The organism is Actinomyces sp. S6-Spd3, assembly GCF_000758755.1.
Taxonomy (GTDB): Bacteria; Actinomycetota; Actinomycetes; order Actinomycetales; family Actinomycetaceae; genus Pauljensenia.
Genome location: NZ_JRMV01000281.1, coordinates 355970 through 375704, shown reverse-complemented (window position 1 = coordinate 375704; position 19735 = coordinate 355970). Strand labels below are relative to the sequence as shown.

Genomic DNA, 19735 nt, shown 5'->3' with positions numbered 1-19735 from the left:
GATAATCGTTCTCATTACCATTAAAGAGCGTGGCCCTGCCCTAAGTCAAATGGACACTTTGCCCCAGCTAAGCTACTTAGTTAAATCCCAAGACCCACTGCGAAATGTGGTAGCCCGACATAATTACCGCGCGCCCAGGCTTCGAACGCAAGGTAATCAAACGCCCAAGAAGATCTCGGCGTACCGCTCGATACGCCTCCGGTTTCTTCGCTTCTAGCTGCGCCCATAGCTCATCTTTGCGAGCCGCATTCTCTTCCGTTCCCGAACGCAAAAGCATGACCGTACAGATCACGCAGTTAATCCGCAGGTAATGAACGAGGTAGCGGTACAGTTTCGGCGGGACATCATCGGGATGAGGAATTGCGTCAACCATTGCAGCATTCACACGCAATAACTGATCGACACGTGAAATCATCACTTGTTCATTGACTGACTGATCATCGCGCCCGATGAAGTAGCGATAGAGGTCAACATCGAGATACTCGAAAGTGCGCACATCGATGACCGGCACGAAGGAATAAATGAAGTCGACATAGAACGTGTGCGTCGGGAGCACTAGTCCACACTCGCGCACAAGCTCCGTGCGCAAAATGAGCGCATGCATCATCAAGTACTGGTCGTAGCGGCAGCGCTTGACCTCATCCCAGCTCACGACACGATCACGGGGAATCACATTGCCATAGCGGATCACCGCTTTATGGGACTTTCCTTGCTTTTCATAGACGTAATTAGCGACTAGAAGGTCGAGAGGTTCCCCTTGTTCTTCGCGTAGGGCCAAGCGCTCAAGGGCACGTTTCAGCGCCAGACGATCCAACCAGTCATCAGCATCGAGAATTTTGAGGTAACGCCCACGCGCCGAAGCAATGCCAGCGTTAACAGCGCCGCCATGGCCAGCATTCTCCTGATGAATAACGCGGATATGCTCGGGATCACGAGTTACCCATTCATCAGCAATCTGAGCGGTTTTATCGCGAGAGCCATCATCAATGATGAGCACCTCGACTTCATCAAAGCCACGCACTGAAGTCACTGCTCGATCAATGTAGTCCTGTGCGTTGTAGGCAGGGATCACGACTGTCAACAAAATGTCTGGTTCCACGCCTTGAATACTAGTCTATTCACCCAAATTTCTGACCTAATTCCCTGAACACGGGAGCATTTTCGCGTTATCCTTGGCCTAAGGGCTAAATCGCAATGGGGAGGCATCATGAGCCAAGCAGAAACCATCCTGAACGCACTTGGCGGTTGGGATAACATCACCGATCTTCAGCATTGCATCACCCGCATTCGCGTTGATTTCAAGGATGATTCAAAGATCGACGAGGCCGCGCTTCGTGAAGCCGGCGCATTCGGTGTCGTCGTGGTGGGGTCCCACGCGCAGATCGTCATGGGTCCGCAAGCAGAAGAAATCGCTGAGGAAATCTCTTCACTCAAGTGAGTTTCGAGCTCTACTCCCCCATTTCCGGGACGCTTCGACATCTCAATACGCTCGCGGACCCGGTTTTCGCCGAGGAAATCATGGGGCCGGGCTTTGCCGTCGCACCAGAAAATGACCGTTATGTGAAGGTGTGCGCTCCTACGGATGGCACCCTCACGCATCTACTTCCTCACGCCTGTGCAATTACTCGTGCAAACGGGCAACAGATTCTCGTCCACCTGGGTATTGACACGGTGAAGCTGGGCGGTGAGGGCTTTTCAAGTATCCGCAATCTTGGGGACGAAGTCAGTGCGGGTGACCCACTGATCGCATGGGACACCGCGCCAGCCCGCAACATGGGCTACCCGCTTGAAGTCATTGTTGTTGTCTTGTGTCCACCTGCAAGCTATCTTGAGCATCTGCCTGCAGATTGTTCACCGATCGAAGCACTGATGCCCGGCGCACGAGTGCACCGGGCATCAGAAGAAAGCTAAGCTCACTTAGCGCACGTATCGATTCACGTTCGAGAGGAAGGCGTGCACCTTCTCTGAAGCGGCAAGATCCTCGATATGCGCCTCTTCGCCATCACTGCCATGGAGAGGGATACACCAGTTCGGATATTGATCTGAGGTTCCGGGCAGGTTCTGGGGAGCCTTCTCTCCAACTGCGTCGACAAGAGAAACCGCAAGCAGGAGCGCGGGGGAAGCCGCTAGATAAGCGTGGAAGCCCATAACAAGCTCTTCTTCGCTGGGCTCGTCATTGTGAATGAAGCCGCCTTCATTCAGGCGAGACACCATTCGCTCTCGTTCAACGCGGTCAGCCTCGAGCACCTGGTCCAAGTCCTCGACAAGCAAGCCCAAACGATTCCGGAGTTGAGTGTGAACACCCTCGAGGTATCCAAGGGTCGGCGGAAGATCGTGCGTCGTTACTGCAGCAAGGCAGGAACGACGATAGTGGTCAGGCCACAATGGCCATCCGCTTCCTTCTTTTTCAAACCAAAGAACTGAAGTGCCCAAGATGCCACGATCATTCAAGTAACCGCGAACCCAAGGTTCAACCGTTCCTAAGTCTTCACCAATGACTACTGCGCCCGCGCGCTGCGCTTCGAGAAGCACAATCCCAACCATGGCCTCGTGATCATAGGAAACGTAGGCACCGGCACTTGCTTCCATCCCCTCGGGGATCCACCACAGACGGAACAAACCAAGAATGTGGTCGATGCGAACTGCACCCGAATACGAGAGCACAGAACGCAACATGTCGCGAAGAGGCGCGTAGCCGGCCTCGGCAAGGCCACGCGGAGACCACGGTGGCTGCGACCAGTTCTGCCCCTGCTGCGAATACATGTCGGGAGGCGCACCAACGCTCATTCCCGGGGCGAAGATCTCGGGCATCGACCAAATCTCTGAGCCCAAAGAGTGCACGCCCACGGCGAGGTCGGACATGATACCCATATCCATTCCCAAGCGATGTGCACTTTCCTGGGCGCGGATCAGCTGATCGAAGACGATCCACTGACACCACTGCCAAAACTCAATTTCACCCGCCAAGCGCTGGCGCGCCTGCTCAACTTCGGGAGCATTGATTGATGCGTAAGGCGCAGGAAGCTCGATGTCCCCATTCTCAAAAACCAGAGCAGACCAGAGAGCAAAGTTCTCTAAGGATTCTCCGCCCTCAGCGCAGAAATGTTCGAATTGCGCCTGACGAGTGATCGAGCGGGGGATCTCAAAAATCTTGCGCAGGGCCTTCAGCTTAGACTTCCATGAGAGGTCACGGTCGATGATGTCTTCCTGAGATCGAGATGCGTGCGCATATCGCGTAATAACTCCGCGTTCCTTTCCGTCCATGCGCGCGTACTCATCGATGGCCTCGGGACGGATGTAGAGGGGGCTTGCCCAACGACGCGAAACCGGAAGGTAAGGCGAAGTCTCCTGGGGGAAACACGGCTGGGGTGCATGCAGGGGGTTGACCTGCAGGAAGTTTGCGCCATCGCGCGCAACAATTGCCGTCAAATCAGCCAGATCTTGGGTATCCCCCATCCCCCACGAGCCGCTCGAACGCGTGGAGTAGAGCTGAGCCGCGACCCCCCAACGCTTGTGGCCATCATCGAGACGGCAAGAAAGTCGTTGCGGAACAACGATCAAGGTCGAGGAGCATTCGCTGCCATCTTCATGACGAGCAACAATCCGGTGCCATCCTTGCGGCAACCAGTTGGGAATCTTAAAGGTCGCACGGCCGACCAGATTTCCATTAACCATTCGCGGCGGGATCGGGCGATCTAGCTGCTCAAGTTCATGGTGATATCCATCTTCGGTCTCAACGTGGCACCACACGCCCATTCCGTGAGGAACATGGACAGGAATTTCTGCTTCATTGCCCTGACGGCACACGGTTGTCGGAGGAAGCGGCGCAGCCCAAGCAAAATCTTCGTTGCGTCGGAATGCGTCGTTAATTTCTGCCTCTGAGGGATCAAAAGAAAGAGAGAAACCCAAAGAGTTCAAAACGGCGATGAGGGAGGCATCTTCAACATGCTTCCAGTTACCGTACCAATCCCAGAAACCGGTTGAGACCCCCACGGTCTCGGCGAGTTCACGTAGTTTCTCTGTTACCGATTGGTTTGCCATGAGGTCCTCTCTGAAATACAGCTGCTTTTGTCTATTTTATGGGTTGCGGAATACGTGAGAACAGCGATTTGCGTGTGCCAGCAGACACATCTTGAGGCAAACACAACTGGAGCATCTGCAAAGCAATGTTGCGCGCATTGACACCTGTTACAAGCTGAACGATGTTGCCAGAGCGTACAAGAGCCAATACCTCAGGCACACGAAGACCTTCTTCGTTGACCAATTCCGGCGACTCCACTTCGATTCGAATACGGAGCATGCACGGTTCGATATCGCGGATATTCGACGCTCCCCCAAGTGATTGGAGAAGAAGCGATGCCGTTTCCACGCCTATCCCCTCTCCACACAAGTGACATACACCTCATAAATATATACGGGATATTCGATGCAGTGCAATACGTCACGTATGACAACCTGAGATACACAAGTGCACTGCACTTTCAGGCGCGGAATGAGCACAATAGATCTATGACAACGCCGCTTCCCGTCCCCACCATCTCAACGGAACCTGTTGCCTCGGTACTGCGCATTCTTTCTCTCAAAGAAAATGGCGAAGATTCTTTTATCGCCCGCTCACTGCCTCAGGTCCGCCGAGTCTATGGGGGGCAAGTGCTTGCCCAGGGTCTTCTTGCCGCCAGTGCGACTGTACCCGAGGGGCGACTCCCCCATTCCCTACACGCATATTTTGTCCGAGGCGGAGACCCAGAGAGTCCTTTTACCCTCGACGTGACCCGAGTACTCGACGGGCGTTCATTTACTAATCGTTCGGTCTCTTGTTTCCAAGACACCCGCGAGATCCTCACTATGAGTGTCTCTTTCCAGGGCCACGAGGCGGCACCCTCCTATTCGCCGTCTGCTCCGCAGGTGCCCCCAGCAGATGAGTGCCGCTCTGCCTTTGAGATTTTCAGGCTCATGGACCACCCTGTCGGGAAATTTCTTGGAAAGACTGCGGCATTTGACGTTCGACACATCGGTCAGAGCCTGTACACCAAAGCTGATCCCCAAAGAGAACCAGCACAGCGGCTGTGGATGAAACCGCGAGCTCGCGTTCCAGAAGAAGCCTCCCAGTATGTTCACCGAGCACTCCTGACTTATGTTGTCGACCAGGTGATGTTGGAACCCGCGCTTCGCACTCTTGGTTTGTCGTGGATGTCTCCGGGGCTCGTTGCTGCTTCTTTGGACCACGCGATGTGGTTCCACCATGATGTCGATATCAATGAGTGGATCCTTTTCGATCAACGCTGTACGCAGATTGTCAACGGACGTGTATTGGTCGAATGCTCAATATTTTCGCAGCACGGGACTTTGCTTGCCCATGCCACACAAGAGGCAATGCTTCGCATTCCCAGCGAAGGACACAAATCAAGCCACTGGGGATTTGGTGTGGACCCCCAGAGTGGTAAACCGATGAGCAGCATGGCGTAGCGCTGATCTTGCGCCACCGAAGGTACAATCTACCCCTACTTCTTCGTATAGATAACTACCAAAACCATGGGAGGGAACGGTTTCACCGTTCCCTCCCATTGAGTCGTAACCCAGAGATCAGTCGCGAGTGAGCTTACGGTGCGTCACGCGGTGAGGCGCAGCTGCGTCTTGTCCCAATCGCTCGATCTTGTTCTTTTCGTAGGATTCGAAGTTTCCTTCGAACCAGTACCACGATGCGGGGTTCTCGTCGGTGCCCTCCCACGCGAGGATGTGCGTGGCAACGCGGTCAAGGAACCAACGATCGTGGGTGATCACCACTGCACAACCGGGGAACTGCAAGAGAGCATTCTCCAGTGAAGACAGGGTTTCCACATCGAGGTCATTTGTCGGTTCGTCAAGGAGCAGCAGGTTGCCCCCCTGCTTGAGCGTGAGAGCCAAGTTCAGACGGTTACGTTCGCCACCGGAAAGAACGCCTGCAGGCTTTTGCTGGTCTGCGCCCTTGAAGCCGAAGGCTGAAACGTATGCACGGGAGGGCATTTCGACACTGCCGACTTGGATGTAGTCCAGTCCGTCAGAGACGACCTCCCACAGCGTCTTATCGGGATCGATTCCCGCACGATTCTGGTCAACGTAGCTCAGCTTGACTGTCTCACCGATGGTGAGCTCACCTCCGTCAAGCGGCTCCAAGCCGACGATGGTCTTAAACAGGGTCGTCTTTCCAACGCCGTTGGGGCCAATAACACCGACGATGCCATTTCGAGGCAGGGAGAAGGAAAGTCCATCGATCAATACGCGATCTCCGAAGCCCTTTCGAAGGTTCGAAGCTTCGATCACGATGTTGCCCAAACGCGGTCCCGGCGGGATCTGAATTTCTTCGAAGTCAAGCTTGCGACTGCGTTCTGCTTCAGCAGCCATTTCTTCGTAGCGTTCCAGACGCGCCTTCGACTTCGCCTGACGTCCCTTCGGTGAGGTGCGGACCCACTCGAGTTCTTCCTTCAGACGCTTTGCAAGCTTTGCATCCTTTTGGCCTTGAACCTGCAGACGCTTCTCTTTTGTCTCCAGGTAGGTCGAGTAGTTGCCTTCGTAGGGATACAGGTGACCGCGGTCAACTTCGGCAATCCACTGAGCGACGTGGTCGAGGAAGTAACGGTCGTGGGTAACAGCAATCACAGCGCCGGGGTAGGTGGAAAGGTGCTTTTCAAGCCAGAGAACCGATTCGGCGTCCAAGTGGTTGGTTGGTTCGTCAAGAAGCAACAAATCGGGAGCTTCAATGAGCAAACGGCATAAAGCGACGCGGCGGCGCTCGCCACCGGAGAGTACGCTGACCTGCTGGTCCGGCGGCGGGCATCGAAGCGCATCCATGGCCTGGTCGAGCTGCGAATCGATATCCCACGCGTTCAGGGCATCGATTTCGGTTTGCAGCTTGCCCATCTCATCCATCAGGGCATCGAAATCAGCATCCGGATTTGCCATTTCTTCCGAGATCTCGTTGAAACGCGCAAGCTTAGCGAAGGTATCGGCAGCGCCCATACGAACGTTTTCGATCACCGTCTTGGAGTCATCCAATTCGGGTTCCTGCATAAGGATCCCGACGGTGTATCCGGGGCTGAGACGAGCCTCGCCGTTGCTGGGCTCATCCAGTCCTGCCATGATCTTGAGGATCGAGGACTTACCGGCACCGTTGGGACCGACCATACCGATCTTAGCGCCGGGGAAGAAAGCCATTGTGACGTCATCAAGGATGACTTTGTCACCAATAGCTTTGCGAGCCTTAATCATTTGGTAGATGAACTCCGCCATGGATTCTCCGTTCAGGATCACGTAACATAACGCCGTCGTAGTTGGGCAGACCCCTCAATGCTAAGGCACGAGTCGCATTTTTGGCATATAGGACTTCTAAGCCGCATCACTTCCGTCGAGATCTGACTCCTCCGCCTCCCAGGATGAATGACGATCCTCGTCAGCATCGCAGTCACCAGTGCAGTGCTCAATCAAGCATGTGGCTTCAGTGCCAATCCCATTTCTTTCACCTGTGCTGCAGTGCGTATCTGGAGCGCCCGGATCATGGCGGTAAACGCCGTTTGAAGATACTTCTTCCATATCCGGCTGTGCGGCGTACTCCCCCGCTTCAACGGTCGCTGATTCTTGAACATTGTGTTGAGGAATTTTCGGTTTCATGACTGCCGCAGGGTTGAAAGCAAGGTCAATACCGCAAAAACTCGCGTTAATGACAAGCTCCGCGCGCGCCTCGGAATCGGGGCCAATCCACGCGCGAGCACTTGGTCGCCCGCTGACAATGATTGGAGTTCCCTTTTCAACGCTCGAGAGAAGATTCTTTGCAAGTCGATCCCACACGCATACCGTGTACCAGTGGGGATCACGTTCCTCATACTTGCCAGAGTCATTAATTCGCCATTGACTTGCGGCGAGGCGGAATCGGATTCCTTTTGTCCCTGACTGAGTCGTCATGCTCCGTAGATCTGATCCGACGCGACCGCGAAGAATGACGGTGCCTTGGTTGTTCATGGTTCTTCCTCCTAGAGTCGGGTTCCCTTGACGGGTTCGACCACTGTGCGTCCACGCGCACCGAAAAAGGAAGACCGGTACCGGCGTCTGTGGAAAACGCCGATACCGGTGCGCCCTGTGGAAAACTCGAAAGTTACTGAGATTCCTCACCAGTTTCAGGGATTTTCAAGGCCACGACCTCTTGAGCGACCTCGCGCGCGTACTCACGCGTGATGGGTTCGTGAGGGAAAAGAACACGGCGGTAGTACTCGAGTTCTTGAATCGACTCGAGGATATCGGCCAATGCGCGGTGTCCACCGTGCTTGACAGGAGCTTCCTCGAAAGCCCTACGGTACCAGCGCTTTGCGAGTTCCTTAATCGACGATACATCGATCAGTCGGTAGTGCAGGTGATCAATGACCTGCGGCATATTCGCTTCGAGGAAGAGCTTATCCGTACCAACGGAATTACCGGCCAAGAGTGCTTTATTCGGCGCGGGGACGAAGCGACGAATGTAGGACAGGACCTGTTCTTGTGCTTCTTCCATCGTCGTTCCCGATGCAAGATCTTCAAGTAGCCCCGATGAGGTATGCATCTGCCGGACGAAATCATTCATCCCTTCCAGGGCCTCAGCGGGAGGGGTAATAAGGACATCAATGCCCGGGTCAACGATACGCAGATCAGCGTCGGTAATAACTACTGCAACCTCAATCAAGGCATCGCGGGACACATCGAGTCCCGTCATTTCGCAATCGATCCACACCAATGGTTCTTTCAAATCACTCACGTTCTCAAGTGTAGGCTTCTCACCGAGATTTCACTGTTTGGCGTGAGAAAGTGCGCTCACTAGCCGTGAGTTACGATAAAGACCGATCGTCAATTCAAGGAGTACCTATGTCAACGGATCAGTTCCCCCTTTCTCCCGAGTTGGTCGCCCAGGCCTCGGAAATTTTGGGTGATGTCGTTGAGAAAACACCGGTGATGTACTCCCAGCGCCTGAGTGATTTCGTGGGTGTTCCCGTTCACCTCAAGCGCGAAGATATGCAAACGTGCCGTTCATTTAAGGTGCGAGGTGCTTACTTCCGCATGAGTATGCTCAGCGAGGAAGAGCGCCGCCGCGGAGTTGTGTGTGCATCCGCAGGCAACCATGCTCAGGGGCTGGCATATGCCTGTTCTCAGTTGAAGGTTCGCGGAACCATCTACCTTCCGTCCAATACTCCCAAGCAAAAGCGTCAGCGTATCGAAACGATTGGCGGCGATTGGGTTGAACAGGTGATCGTCGACGGTACTTTCGACCGTGCGAACGCACAAGCACAGGAAGCTGCGCGTCACTCCGGCCGCACCTACATCCACCCCTACGACGATCCTTATACCATTGCCGGCCAGGGAACAATCGCCGTCGAGCTCGAGGAACAGATCCTTCCCGAGGCCGCCGCTGTGCTGGTCCCTGTTGGTGGCGGTGGCCTCCTTGCGGGAATTGCGACCTGGGTTCGTTCCCGTTTCCCCGGAGTCAAGATTTACGGCGTTGAGCCCAAGGGCGCAGCCTCCATGCATGCTGCGCTCGAGGAAGGCGAGATCGTCTCCCTTCCTAAAGTTGATCCTTTTGTCGACGGTACTGCTGTAGGCCGCGCTGGCGACCTGCCCTACTCTGTCGTTCGTGAACTGGTCGACGATATTTTGGTCGTTCCTGAAGGCGCAGTTTGCACTGAAATGCTCGATTTGTACCACTCAGACGGTGTGATCGCTGAGCCTGCAGGCGCGTTGGCCTCGGCTGCGGCGCGTATGTACTTCTCTGATCCTGAGCAACGCGCACAGCTTCTGGGTGACGCCAGCGGCGCTCTTGTTGCAGTGGTTTCAGGCGGCAATAACGATATGACTCGTTACGCGGAAATTATGGAACGCTCGTTGCGTCATGAGGGTTTGCGTCACTACTTCCTGGTGACTTTCCCGCAGCAACCCGGGGCGCTTCGTAGTTTCCTCGAAGATGTTCTCGGACCTGGTGACGACATCGTTCACTTTGAGTACACGAAGAAGAATAACCGTGATTCTGGGCCGGCTTTGGTCGGTATCGATCTTGCTGATCGTGAGGACATCACGGGATTGCGCGAGCGCATGGAGGCTTCTCCCCTGCACGTTGAAGAGCTTCGTCCCGATTCTGAAATCTACCGCCTGGTGATTTAGGCAAGGAGCCTGAGGCACCGAGCTGAGCCCCGCTGTTTCTGTCTGGATTATGCGCAGCGCCTAGGCAACGAGTGTGTGGACACGCGTGCAGCTCACGCGCACCGTCGGGGTGGAGTTGAAACGGTAACCCTGGCCTCGAAGGGTGGAAATAAGATCCGTCTCGGGCAGTTTTGCTCGTAAACGACGGATATGCGCGTCAATCGTGCGCGTTTGTGTCTCGAGGCCTTCGCCGTACCAGACCGATTCCAGCAATTCGTCGCGTGAAACTACTTCGTCCGCGCGCTTAGCCAGGTAGGCAAGCAGTTCATATTCCTTATTCGAAAGCTTGACTGACGAGCCGTAAACCTCAAGGCGGCGATGGTCCAGATCAATGTGCGTTGATGCGGGTGAGAGCCTGAGACCTGCAAGAACTTCAAGGAAATCCTCGAAAGAAGTCGGAGCTTCAGCCGGACGGGTTTCAGGGGTGTAAACAAGGGTCATGGTGTATCCAAACTATTTGGTACCGCACACACCACTTTCATCGTGGGATTTCAGGCGGTAGCGATTGACAGGGCGAAGGTCAATCACATACACATTCGCGAGCACATGGAGCCGCACATGGGGCGGCAGGTCATGGTCGCGTTAAAAGTCATAGCCCTATTCTATCGAATGCTGAACTCGTGTCAAAAGGAATAACAAGAGGGTGGGAACGCGGCCATAGGCCACATGTTCCCACCCTCTCAGGCAGCAATAACTACTCAGTTTTCAAGCTGGGCACGCACGATTCGCGTTGCCTCAACAAGATTCCTGAGGGATTCTTCGGTCTCTGCATAACCACGAGTCTTCAAACCGCAGTCGGGGTTCGACCACAGATTACGCAGCTCGATCGATTCGGCAGCCAGCGTCAGAAGCTCGGTGAGTTCTTCCACCGAAGGAACTCGAGGCGAGTGAATATCCCACACACCCGGGCCGACGCCGTGGTTGAATCCCTGCTCTGCAAGCTCAGGAAGCACTTCCATGCGAGAACGCGCAGCCTCAATCGAGGTAACATCCGCATCCAAGCCCAAGATTGCATCAAGAATCTGGCCAAACTCCGAGTAGCACAGGTGCGTGTGGATCTGCGTATCGGGACGGACTCCAGCAGTGGCCAAGCGGAAGGAATCCACTGCCCACTTGAGGTATTCACCGTGTCGAGCAGCATCCAAAGGAAGAAGCTCGCGCAATGCGGGTTCATCAACCTGGACAACCGCGATTCCAGCGTCCTGCAAGTCAGTGACCTCGTCACGCAGGGCAAGACCAATCTGGTCAGCAACCTGAGCCAAAGGCAGGTCGTTACGCGGGAAGGACCACGCAATGATGGTGACCGGACCGGTCAGCATGCCCTTAACCGGGTGAGAAGTCAGCGACTGCGCATAGCGTGCCCATTCAACGGTCATCGCGTGAGGACGGACAACGTCACCCCACAGGATCGAAGGACGGGTACAACGTGAACCATAAGACTGCACCCAGCCATTCTTCGTTGCTGCAAAGCCATCGAGTTGTTCAGCAAAGTACTGAACCATGTCGTTGCGCTCAGCTTCACCGTGAACCAGGACATCCAGTCCCAGGTCTTCCTGGAGACGAATCACCGAAGCGATTTCTTCGCGCATACGCTCTGCGTAGTCTGCGTCAGAAAGCTCGCCCTTCGCCCAAGCAGCACGCGCCCGACGGATCTCGGTGGTCTGTGGGAAGGAGCCAATCGTCGTGGTAGGCAACAGCGGCAGGTCAAGGCGCTCACGCTGAAGTTCATCGCGAAGAGCGAAGTCCTCGCGCTCGCGATCGGCTTCGGTCAGCTTTGCAACACGCTCACGCAGTTCGGGGCGAACAACACCGGGAGCAGCTGCACGCTGCGCAAGAACCTCGCGGGTCGCCTCGACGGCCTCGGAAATGGAATCCCAGCCCTGGCGCACGCCGCGGGCAAGGGTGACGACCTCCGCAACCTTCTGATCGGCGAAAGCCAGCCATGCGTGGAGGTTCGCATCGAGCACGGGATCGTCCCACTTTTCGAGCGCGGTGTCGTGCGGGACGTGCTGAAGCGAAGTAGAAGTGGAAACGGCCAACGATGCGGGGTGAAGTGCCTTCGCGTCATCGAGTCGCGCAATTGCGCTATCGAGGTCGGTGCGCCAAATGTTGCGGCCATCAACGACGCCCGCAACGAGGGCAACCTTGGACAGATCCACGGAAGTGGCCTCGGGAAGAGAACCACGGCACAGGTCCAGGCCGAGAGCCTCAATGCCGGTGGAGGCAAGAGAAGCTGCAGCGCGTGAACCATCACCGTAACCAATAGCAGCGAAGATCGCAGGACGCTTCTCGAGTGCAGCCAGAGCACGGAAGACCCGGTTCGAGTATTCGATCAGCGTGGCGCGATCGACGCGGAGGTTATCAGAAGCAAGCGCATGCTCATCGATCTGGACCCAGGGAGCACCGGCCTCGGCAAGCTCTGCGAGGACGTCTGCGTATGCCGCAACAACATCGTCAAGGCGCTCGAAGGGATCGTAATCGGGGGTTGCTTCATCAGCCTTAGCGACGGCGAGGAAGGTCACGGGACCAACAAGAACGGGGCGGACAACGGTGCCTTCTTCATTGGCGGCAAGGAAGCGCTCGACGATCGTACGATCAGCGAAAGAAATCGGCGTATCAGGGCCAATTTCGGGAACCAGGTGGTGGTAGTTCGTATCAAACCACTTGGTCATTTCCAGAGGCGCAACCTGCGCATTGCCGCGCGCGAGAGCAAAGTGCAGATCCAAGCCTTCGAAAGAACGGTAGCGCTCGGGAACCGCACCCAAGAGGGTGATTGCGTCCAGAACCTGGTCGTAGAGTGCGAAGGTTTCGGGGATCGACGCGTCATCCCTGCCGAGGCCGAGCTCGACAAGGCGGTCATGCGTGGTCTTGCGCAGGAGAGCTTCCGTCGCGCGAAGTTCCTCGGCGGAAATGCGGCCCGCCCAGTAGGCTTCGAGCGCCTTCTTCAGCTCGCGGCCACGACCGATGCGCGGGTAACCCAGGATGGTCGCCGTAGGGAATTGAGTCATTTACTTATCCTTTGTCATCGTGAAATGGACGGGTCTAAATGGCTTGCAGAAACAAGTCCAGCAGCATCAAGCACATCGAGAGCAGGTGCCGCTTTATTAAAGGTATACATGTGGATACCCGGGGCTCCTACTTCATGAAGATCCCGAGCCAGCCGCGCTCCCAAAGAAACGCCGACTGAGTACATCTCCTCAACTGATTGCGCGCTTTCCAAGCGTCGACGCAGGTACTCGGGGAAAACAACCCCGGTCAGCTCTGTCATTCGATTGACGCGCTTAATGTCAGTCGGGGGCAAAATTCCGGGAACAATCGGGATCGTAACCCCATTGCTCCGTGCTTTCTCAAGGAAATTCACGTAGGTATCTGTCTCCCAGAACAACTGTGTGATTGCGAAAGAAGCACCCGCTGATTGCTTAACAAGCAGGCGTTCAACTTCTTGATTGGGAGAGGTACCCGCCGCAGGGTTACCAGCAGGGAATGCAGCAACAGCGATAGTGAGAGGTTTGAACGCTGCTCGCAAGGCCGCACCGGGGTATTGCGCACAGCGCGCGGCCTCGATGGAGCGAATCAAAGTGACAAGTTCGGTTGCTGAACTCACTCCGCCGGGCGCAGGCTGCCAATCCGGACGGCCAACGGGAGGATCTCCGCGAAGTGCAAGGAAAGTCCGCACTCCGGCGTCCAAGTAGTCCGAAACGACTTCCCCAACTTCCGTCGCCGTTGTCCCCACGCAGGTGAGGTGAGCAATGGGCTGAACGGGGCTGTCCTGCACGAGAGAGCGCACAACATCGCGTGCACTGTGTCGATCTTGTCCTGCGGCACCATAAGTTACCGACAGGAAATCGGGGGTAACGGAGAGAAGACGCTGGACGGTATCCCAGAAAGGTTTAATGAGGTTTTCTTTACGAGGAGGCATGACCTCGAACGACAAGGTCGTGAGGTCACTAGAAGATTGAGAGGGCTGTGTCATATAAGTCCTTGGAAGTCGGCGCGAAGCGCCACGGTCGGATGCGCGGAAAACTTAGGCGCACATTCGAGCGCGGATCGAACCCACAAGGGCACTACGTCCAGAACTTCTTTCAAGCATGACTGTATTATCCGTTGTTTTCTTTCGAAGTGCACAGTCGGCCCAGAGATTGGGAAAGTGTGACGGCTTGTGCCATGTACACTATGTAAGGCCGGTCAGAGCTTGGCTGGTGTGCCTCCGTAGCTCAATGGATAGAGCAAGGGCCTTCTAATCCCGAGGTTGCAGGTTCGAGTCCTGTCGGGGGCGCTTTTCCGCACGCAATATGCACAGGACGTTTTTATTTCGCCCTAGCATGCTTTTCTCCCGGAAAACAGCCTAGAGTTTGCCTTTATTCTGTAGTTTCACCGGAATTTTTCCTAAAAATCTCACCGAGATAGGAATTTAGGCCTAGAATCTGGCTAGGATCACCCACTCGCACTGTTGCAGGAGTAGCCATGTTCTCTTTGGTGAGCACAAGTTTTACGCCGTCAACGACGGCTATCGGCGCAAACGTATTTTTAACGGCACTTGCGGGAATTCTCCCGCTCCTGCTGTTCTTCGTTCTTCTGGGCGCTTTTAAAGTCAAGACGCACTGGTGCGCATTGATTTCGCTCGTTGCTGCACTACTCATCGCCGTCTTTGGCTATAAGATGCCACTGAGCATGAGTCTCTTGGCAGCAGGCCAAGGCATCATCTTCGCTCTGATCCCAATTATCTACATCATCATCGCCGCCGTGTGGCTTTATAACCTCACCGAGGTTTCCGGCCGCAGTAAAGACATGCGAGCTGTCTTCAACACGATCGGCAAGGGTGACATTCGAGTCCAAGCGCTGATCATCGCCTTCTCCTTCTGTGGTCTACTTGAGGGCCTCGCAGGTTTCGGTGCGCCCGTGGCAATCGTTGCCGCGATGCTTGTCTCACTTGGCCTTCCCCCGGTAAAGGCTGCTGTTGTGACCATCGTTGGCAACGCAATCAACGTTGGTTTCGGAGCAATGGCAATCCCGACAACGACCGCCGGCCGTTTGGGCGGCCAAAACCCCCTGGTGGTTGCAGCCAATATGGGTCACCTTTCTTGGATTTTCGCCTGCTTCATTCCTCTCCTCCTCTTGTGGATCCTTGATGGGGGCCGAGGCGTCGCCCAGTTGTGGCCGATCGCTCTGATTTCCGGCGTCGCAACCGCAGCAGGGCATTTCTTCACCTCAGAGTTCTCCTATGAACTAACCGCTGTCCTCGCTTCACTTCTGGGTTTGGCCGCTTCCTACATCTTCCTCTTGGTATGGACCCCGAAGACGCCCGACGATTACCGTTCTGAGAGCACACAAGAAGATCGTCCCAATGCCTCGCGAATCACCTTGGCACTTCTCCCCTACGTTTTGGTTGTTGTCGTCATTGCCATCACCAAGTTGTGGAAGATCGGCGTTGATATTGACGCCATTTTCAAGTCCACAGACATTAAGATCCCCGTCCCCGGATTGCACGGGGAGTTGGTAGATTCCACCGGCAAGGCCGTTTCTTCGACGATCTACACATTCCAGTTCCTTTCCAACCCTGGAACGTGGATCTTCGTCACTGCTCTCATTGTTGCTTTCGTTTACGGTCGCACCAGTTCGGGCGGTCGCTACCCCATGACCTTCACAAAGGGAATTGCAACTCTCTTCAAGACAATTTCCACCTTGAAGATTTCTATCCTGACGATCTGCTTGGTCATGGGCTTGGCCTACGTCATGAACCTCTCTGGACAAACTGGGGCGATTGGTACCGCTCTTGCAACAACCGGCGTGTTCTTCGCCTTCCTCTCCCCCATCCTTGGTTGGTTGGGAACAGCAGTCGCAGGATCTGCAACCAGCGCAGGCGCACTCTTTGCCAACCTTCAGTCCACAGCAGCGCAGATCGCCGGACTCGACCCATCGACTTTGCTTGCAGGCAACACGATTGGTGGAGGTATCGGCAAGATTGTGTCGCCACAAAATCTCACCATCGCAGCGACCGCAATCAACGAGCCCGGAAGCGAAGCAGAGATTCTCAAGAAAGCAGCCCCCTATTCCATCGGATTGCTGCTCATCTTGTGCGTCTTGATCTTCCTCGCCTCGCAAGGATATTTAGGTTCCTATATGCCCGTTGCTTAAGATCGTTGGGCTCGCAGTCTCGTGGCTGCGAGCCCAACGTCTGCTTCAAAAGGAGTGTCTTATGTCGAAGCCATTGCGATCCTTGGCACTTCTTTGTGCAGCGATCACGCTTCTCACGGGATGCATTCCCTTCGGTTCAAACGCAGCACGCTCACGCTTACCCCAGGACCCACGCTTTGCCGAGTTCACTTACGAAACTGACGGCGAAATCAAGGTCCAAGAACGCACCGATTCCTTCAATGAACGGATGCCCGGGCTTGGTGCAACTCAGGGACACGTCGTGGCAGCCAACTTCCCAGAAGGATGGCTCTTACCCTCACCCGACCATCACTTATGGGTAACAGGCGTCGCAAGTGTTCCTCCTGAGACAATCCAGATGCTTGCCAATGGAAGCGACGGAAATAACGCACTTCTTCCCGGTATCTATCCAGGCCTCTACGAGTACGTCCCCCAAAACTGCCACTTTTTCACTGTTCCCTCCGATCATGCGAACACGGTGCTCCAAACTGATAAGAACAACATTTACTCGAACTGGGGGTCATTCGATATAACAAGCTTCGCGGCGTCCTCAGACTGTAACCTCATCATCGTCACTGGCGAAGGAATCAGGGGCTAAGAAAACGCGTTTTCCCCAGCTGAGCACCCTCGCGAAGTAATAGAGAAGCCGAACGGACTTCCTTTCGCAGATACGGAAACTACTACCCGGCCTCGTCAATCCACGAGGCCGGGTAGTAGTTTTTCGCGTACCGCAGCCGCGTAAAACTGAAAAAGGAAAGGATGCTCTGTCTTAAGTCGCATTTTCGGCGCGACAAATAGCTCAAGAGAAGCCGTCATTTCAGCGATCTAATTCTGCGACTTTTCCGCACAAAATCAACAATTCTGGCCGCCACCTAGCAAGGGGCTGACTCATTATCCCCCATTGGGACCTCAGACCCAGCCATACTTTGAGAAATAGCACCTACGAGAAAGGATCTCCCAGTGCGTATCGCTCTCTTCTCAACTTGCCTGGCAGACGTCATGTTCCCCCAGGCCGCCCAGGCGACAGTGTCTCTGCTGGAGCGCCTCGGCCATGAAGTCGTCTTCCCAGAAGGCCAGGTCTGCTGCGGTCAGATGCATGCAAACACCGGCTACTTTGAAGACGCCGCAAAGATCACGCGCAACCACGTCAAGGCTTTCGAACCAGTTCTCGACGGAGAGTGGGACGCAATTGTGGTTCCCTCCGGCTCCTGCACGGGTGCTGCCCGCCACGAGCAAAAGCTCGTTGCCGAACACGTTGGCGATGCGCAGCTCGCAAAGCGCTCCCAGGAAATCGCCAAGCACACCTACGATCTCACCGAGCTCATCACTGATGTCCTCGGTCTGGAAGATGTGGGCGCATACTTCCCTCACACCGTCACTTACCACCCGACCTGCCACTCAATGCGCATCGCTCACGTGGGTGACCGCCCCTACCGCCTCCTGCGCGCCGTCGAAGGCCTGACGCTCATCGATCTGCCAGACGCCGAAGTCTGCTGTGGTTTCGGCGGCACCTTCTCGATGAAGAACTCCGAAACTTCAACTGCGATGCTTGCCGACAAGGTCGCAAACGTGATGTCTACCCGGGCAGAGGTTCTGGTTATGGGTGACTACTCCTGCCTCATGCATGTTGGCGGCGGCTTGTCTCGTCTGAATTCAGGTATCCGTCCCATGCACCTTGCTGAAATCCTTGCATCAACCAAGGACCAGCCATTCCTTGGCAACATTTCATTCGCACCGGAAAGCGCTCAGGTGATCTGATATGTCTGAAACCTTTATTGGTATGCCAGGAGTCGTCAGCAACGATTCCGACGCCACGGTTCACACCGGAGGATGGCGGACTACCGTCACCATTCCCGAGGACACGCTTCGTTGGGGACCGACTTTCCCCCAGGGCGCACACCGCACCCTCGCCAATACTCAGATGCGCCGCAACCTGGGCCATGCAACTCGGACTATCCGCACCAAGCGCGGCCAGCGCGTTGCCGAAATGCCCGACTGGGAAGATCTGCGCGACGCCGCTGAAGCTATCAAGTTTGAGGTCGAATCCCGACTTCCCGAGCTTCTCGAAGAGTTCGAACGCAACGTAACCGCACGCGGTGGCATTGTTCACTGGGCTCGCGACAAGCACGAGGCAAATCGCATCATCGCCGACATCATCAAGTCCAAGGGAGTCGATGAAGTCGTCAAGATTAAGTCGATGGCGACCCAGGAAACGAACCTCAACGAGTTCCTCAAGGACGAAGGCATCTCCGCGCGCGAAACCGACCTCGCGGAAATGATCGTTCAGCTTGCTGACGACATGCCCAGCCACATCGTTGTTCCTGCAATTCACCGCAATCGTTCCGAGGTCCGTGGAATCTTCCTCGACCGCATGGAAGACGCTCCCCGAGATCTTTCCGACGATCCGCAAGAACTCACGGCCGCTGCCCGCGCGCACCTTCGTAAGAAGTTCCTTCACGCAAAGGTTGCAGTTTCGGGAACAAACATGGGCATCGCAGAAACCGGTACCGTCTCGATCTTCGAGTCCGAAGGTAACGGCCGCATGTGCCTGACTCTTCCCGATACTCTCATTACCCTTATGGGTATTGAGAAGTTGGTTCCTCGTTACCAGGACGTTGAGGTCTTCGCTCAGCTGCTTCCCCGTTCTGCAACTGGCGAGCGCATGAACCCCTACACCTCGATGTGGACCGGTGTCACCCCCGGAGATGGCCCCCAGGAATTCCACGTGATTTTGATGGATAACGGCCGCACTAAGACCTTGGCCGACCCGATTGGTCGCGAGGCTCTTGCGTGCATCCGTTGTGGGTCCTGCATGAACATCTGCCCGGTCTACCAGCACACTTCTGGCCACGCCTATGGTTCGGTCTACCCCGGTCCCATTGGCGCGATCCTCACCCCGCAGCTCACCCAGGGCTTGGATGAGAAGGATCCGGTTCACACCCTTCCCTTCGCCTCTTCCCTGTGTGGCGCATGCGGCGAGGTCTGCCCAGTCAAGATCAAGATTCCGAACATCTTGATCCACATGCGTGCACGCACCGTGGACGTCAAGCACACCATCGTGCCCGACGTGTGGGATCTGGCAATGGGCGTTTCAACCCCGGTCATGTCCAACGCTAAGGCCTGGGAGCTTGCAACGGCCGGCGTGAAGGCAACCCGCCTTATTGGTAAGAAGAAGGGCAAAATCGGCGCTCTCCCCTTCCCAGCCTCGCTGTGGACGGGAGCTCGTGATCTTCCGGTTGCCCCTAAGGAAACCTTCCGCCAGTGGTGGCGGCGCACTCACCCCGAATCAGATGCCTCCGCCCCGCGTACAGATGCACCCGCACGTGGCATTCCTTTGGCCAGTGAGCACGGAATGACTACTCACACGAATGATGAGGAGGCCTGAGATGGT

The 19735-nt window shown here is 55.5% G+C and carries 17 protein-coding genes and 1 tRNA gene; 9 read left to right on the top strand and 9 right to left on the bottom strand.

What is annotated here, in order from left to right:
- Positions 1–76: 76 nt before the first annotated feature.
- A complete protein-coding gene (locus HMPREF1627_RS08820; RefSeq protein ID WP_034503706.1) occupies positions 77–1084 on the bottom strand; it encodes a glycosyltransferase family 2 protein in 1008 nt (335 codons plus the stop codon).
- Positions 1085–1207: 123 nt separating this feature from the next.
- On the opposite strand from HMPREF1627_RS08820, the gene HMPREF1627_RS08815 reads away from it, so the two are divergent.
- Both HMPREF1627_RS08815 and HMPREF1627_RS08810 read left to right on the top strand, forming a co-directional pair.
- Positions 1208–1438 carry a PTS transporter subunit EIIB gene (locus HMPREF1627_RS08815; RefSeq protein WP_034503010.1) on the top strand — a complete coding sequence of 77 codons (231 nt, stop codon included), beginning with the start codon at positions 1208–1210 and terminating at the stop codon, positions 1436–1438.
- Entirely contained in the window at positions 1435–1911 is a 477-nt protein-coding gene (locus HMPREF1627_RS08810; protein WP_034503008.1) for a PTS sugar transporter subunit IIA, read from the top strand. Before HMPREF1627_RS08815 ends, HMPREF1627_RS08810 begins: the two co-directional genes overlap by 4 nt.
- A gap of 6 nt (positions 1912–1917) precedes the next feature.
- On the opposite strand, the gene malQ is transcribed toward HMPREF1627_RS08810, so the two are convergent.
- The gene (gene malQ, locus HMPREF1627_RS08805; RefSeq protein WP_034503004.1) at positions 1918–4041 is read right to left on the bottom strand and encodes a 4-alpha-glucanotransferase; all 2124 of its coding nucleotides are present in this window, start codon (positions 4039–4041) and stop codon (positions 1918–1920) included.
- 31 nt (positions 4042–4072) lie between these two features.
- Positions 4073–4369, bottom strand: a complete 297-nt coding sequence (locus HMPREF1627_RS08800; RefSeq protein WP_034503002.1) for a PTS transporter subunit EIIB — start codon at positions 4367–4369, stop codon at positions 4073–4075.
- 140 nt (positions 4370–4509) lie between these two features.
- Between HMPREF1627_RS08800 and HMPREF1627_RS08795 the strand changes: the two genes are divergently transcribed.
- Positions 4510–5466, top strand: coding sequence for an acyl-CoA thioesterase (locus tag HMPREF1627_RS08795; RefSeq protein ID WP_034502999.1), 957 nt, complete (start codon positions 4510–4512; stop codon positions 5464–5466).
- 117 nt (positions 5467–5583) lie between these two features.
- Here the strand turns inward: HMPREF1627_RS08795 and ettA are convergent, their stop codons facing one another.
- The 3 genes from ettA to orn all read right to left on the bottom strand — a co-directional run bounded on the left by ettA (position 5584) and on the right by orn (position 8758).
- Positions 5584–7266, bottom strand: coding sequence for an energy-dependent translational throttle protein EttA (ettA, locus tag HMPREF1627_RS08790; RefSeq protein WP_034502995.1), 1683 nt, complete (start codon positions 7264–7266; stop codon positions 5584–5586).
- A 96-nt stretch (positions 7267–7362) separates the two neighbouring features.
- Positions 7363–7992 carry a single-stranded DNA-binding protein gene (locus HMPREF1627_RS08785; protein WP_052040912.1) on the bottom strand — a complete coding sequence of 210 codons (630 nt, stop codon included), beginning with the start codon at positions 7990–7992 and terminating at the stop codon, positions 7363–7365.
- A 133-nt stretch (positions 7993–8125) separates the two neighbouring features.
- Positions 8126–8758 carry an oligoribonuclease gene (gene orn / locus HMPREF1627_RS08780; protein WP_107066773.1) on the bottom strand — a complete coding sequence of 211 codons (633 nt, stop codon included), beginning with the start codon at positions 8756–8758 and terminating at the stop codon, positions 8126–8128.
- A gap of 107 nt (positions 8759–8865) precedes the next feature.
- On the opposite strand from orn, the gene ilvA reads away from it, so the two are divergent.
- Positions 8866–10152, top strand: coding sequence for a threonine ammonia-lyase IlvA (gene ilvA / locus HMPREF1627_RS08775; protein ID WP_034502992.1), 1287 nt, complete (start codon positions 8866–8868; stop codon positions 10150–10152).
- Positions 10153–10212: 60 nt separating this feature from the next.
- Here the strand turns inward: ilvA and HMPREF1627_RS08770 are convergent, their stop codons facing one another.
- From HMPREF1627_RS08770 to HMPREF1627_RS08760, 3 genes are all read right to left on the bottom strand, one after another.
- The gene (locus HMPREF1627_RS08770) at positions 10213–10632 is read right to left on the bottom strand and encodes a winged helix-turn-helix domain-containing protein (RefSeq protein WP_034502990.1); all 420 of its coding nucleotides are present in this window, start codon (positions 10630–10632) and stop codon (positions 10213–10215) included.
- Positions 10633–10889: 257 nt separating this feature from the next.
- The gene (gene metE / locus HMPREF1627_RS08765) at positions 10890–13199 is read right to left on the bottom strand and encodes a 5-methyltetrahydropteroyltriglutamate--homocysteine S-methyltransferase (protein WP_034502988.1); all 2310 of its coding nucleotides are present in this window, start codon (positions 13197–13199) and stop codon (positions 10890–10892) included.
- Between the two features lie 14 nt (positions 13200–13213).
- A complete protein-coding gene (locus tag HMPREF1627_RS08760; protein WP_034502983.1) occupies positions 13214–14164 on the bottom strand; it encodes a methylenetetrahydrofolate reductase in 951 nt (316 codons plus the stop codon).
- Positions 14165–14394: 230 nt separating this feature from the next.
- Between HMPREF1627_RS08760 and HMPREF1627_RS08755 the strand changes: the two genes are divergently transcribed.
- The 5 genes from HMPREF1627_RS08755 to HMPREF1627_RS08735 all read left to right on the top strand — a co-directional run bounded on the left by HMPREF1627_RS08755 (position 14395) and on the right by HMPREF1627_RS08735 (position 19729).
- Positions 14395–14467, top strand: a tRNA-Arg gene (locus HMPREF1627_RS08755).
- A 188-nt stretch (positions 14468–14655) separates the two neighbouring features.
- Positions 14656–16326: an L-lactate permease gene (locus HMPREF1627_RS08750; protein ID WP_034502980.1), complete on the top strand. Its 1671-nt coding sequence runs from the start codon at positions 14656–14658 to the stop codon at positions 16324–16326.
- 61 nt (positions 16327–16387) lie between these two features.
- Positions 16388–16942 (top strand): hypothetical protein, encoded by a 555-nt coding sequence (locus tag HMPREF1627_RS08745; protein WP_420705314.1) that lies wholly within the window; start codon positions 16388–16390, stop codon positions 16940–16942.
- A 362-nt stretch (positions 16943–17304) separates the two neighbouring features.
- Positions 17305–18102: a (Fe-S)-binding protein gene (locus HMPREF1627_RS08740; RefSeq protein ID WP_034502975.1), complete on the top strand. Its 798-nt coding sequence runs from the start codon at positions 17305–17307 to the stop codon at positions 18100–18102.
- A gap of 1 nt (position 18103) precedes the next feature.
- Positions 18104–19729, top strand: coding sequence for a LutB/LldF family L-lactate oxidation iron-sulfur protein (locus tag HMPREF1627_RS08735; RefSeq protein ID WP_034502973.1), 1626 nt, complete (start codon positions 18104–18106; stop codon positions 19727–19729).
- Positions 19730–19735: the final 6 nt, after the last annotated feature.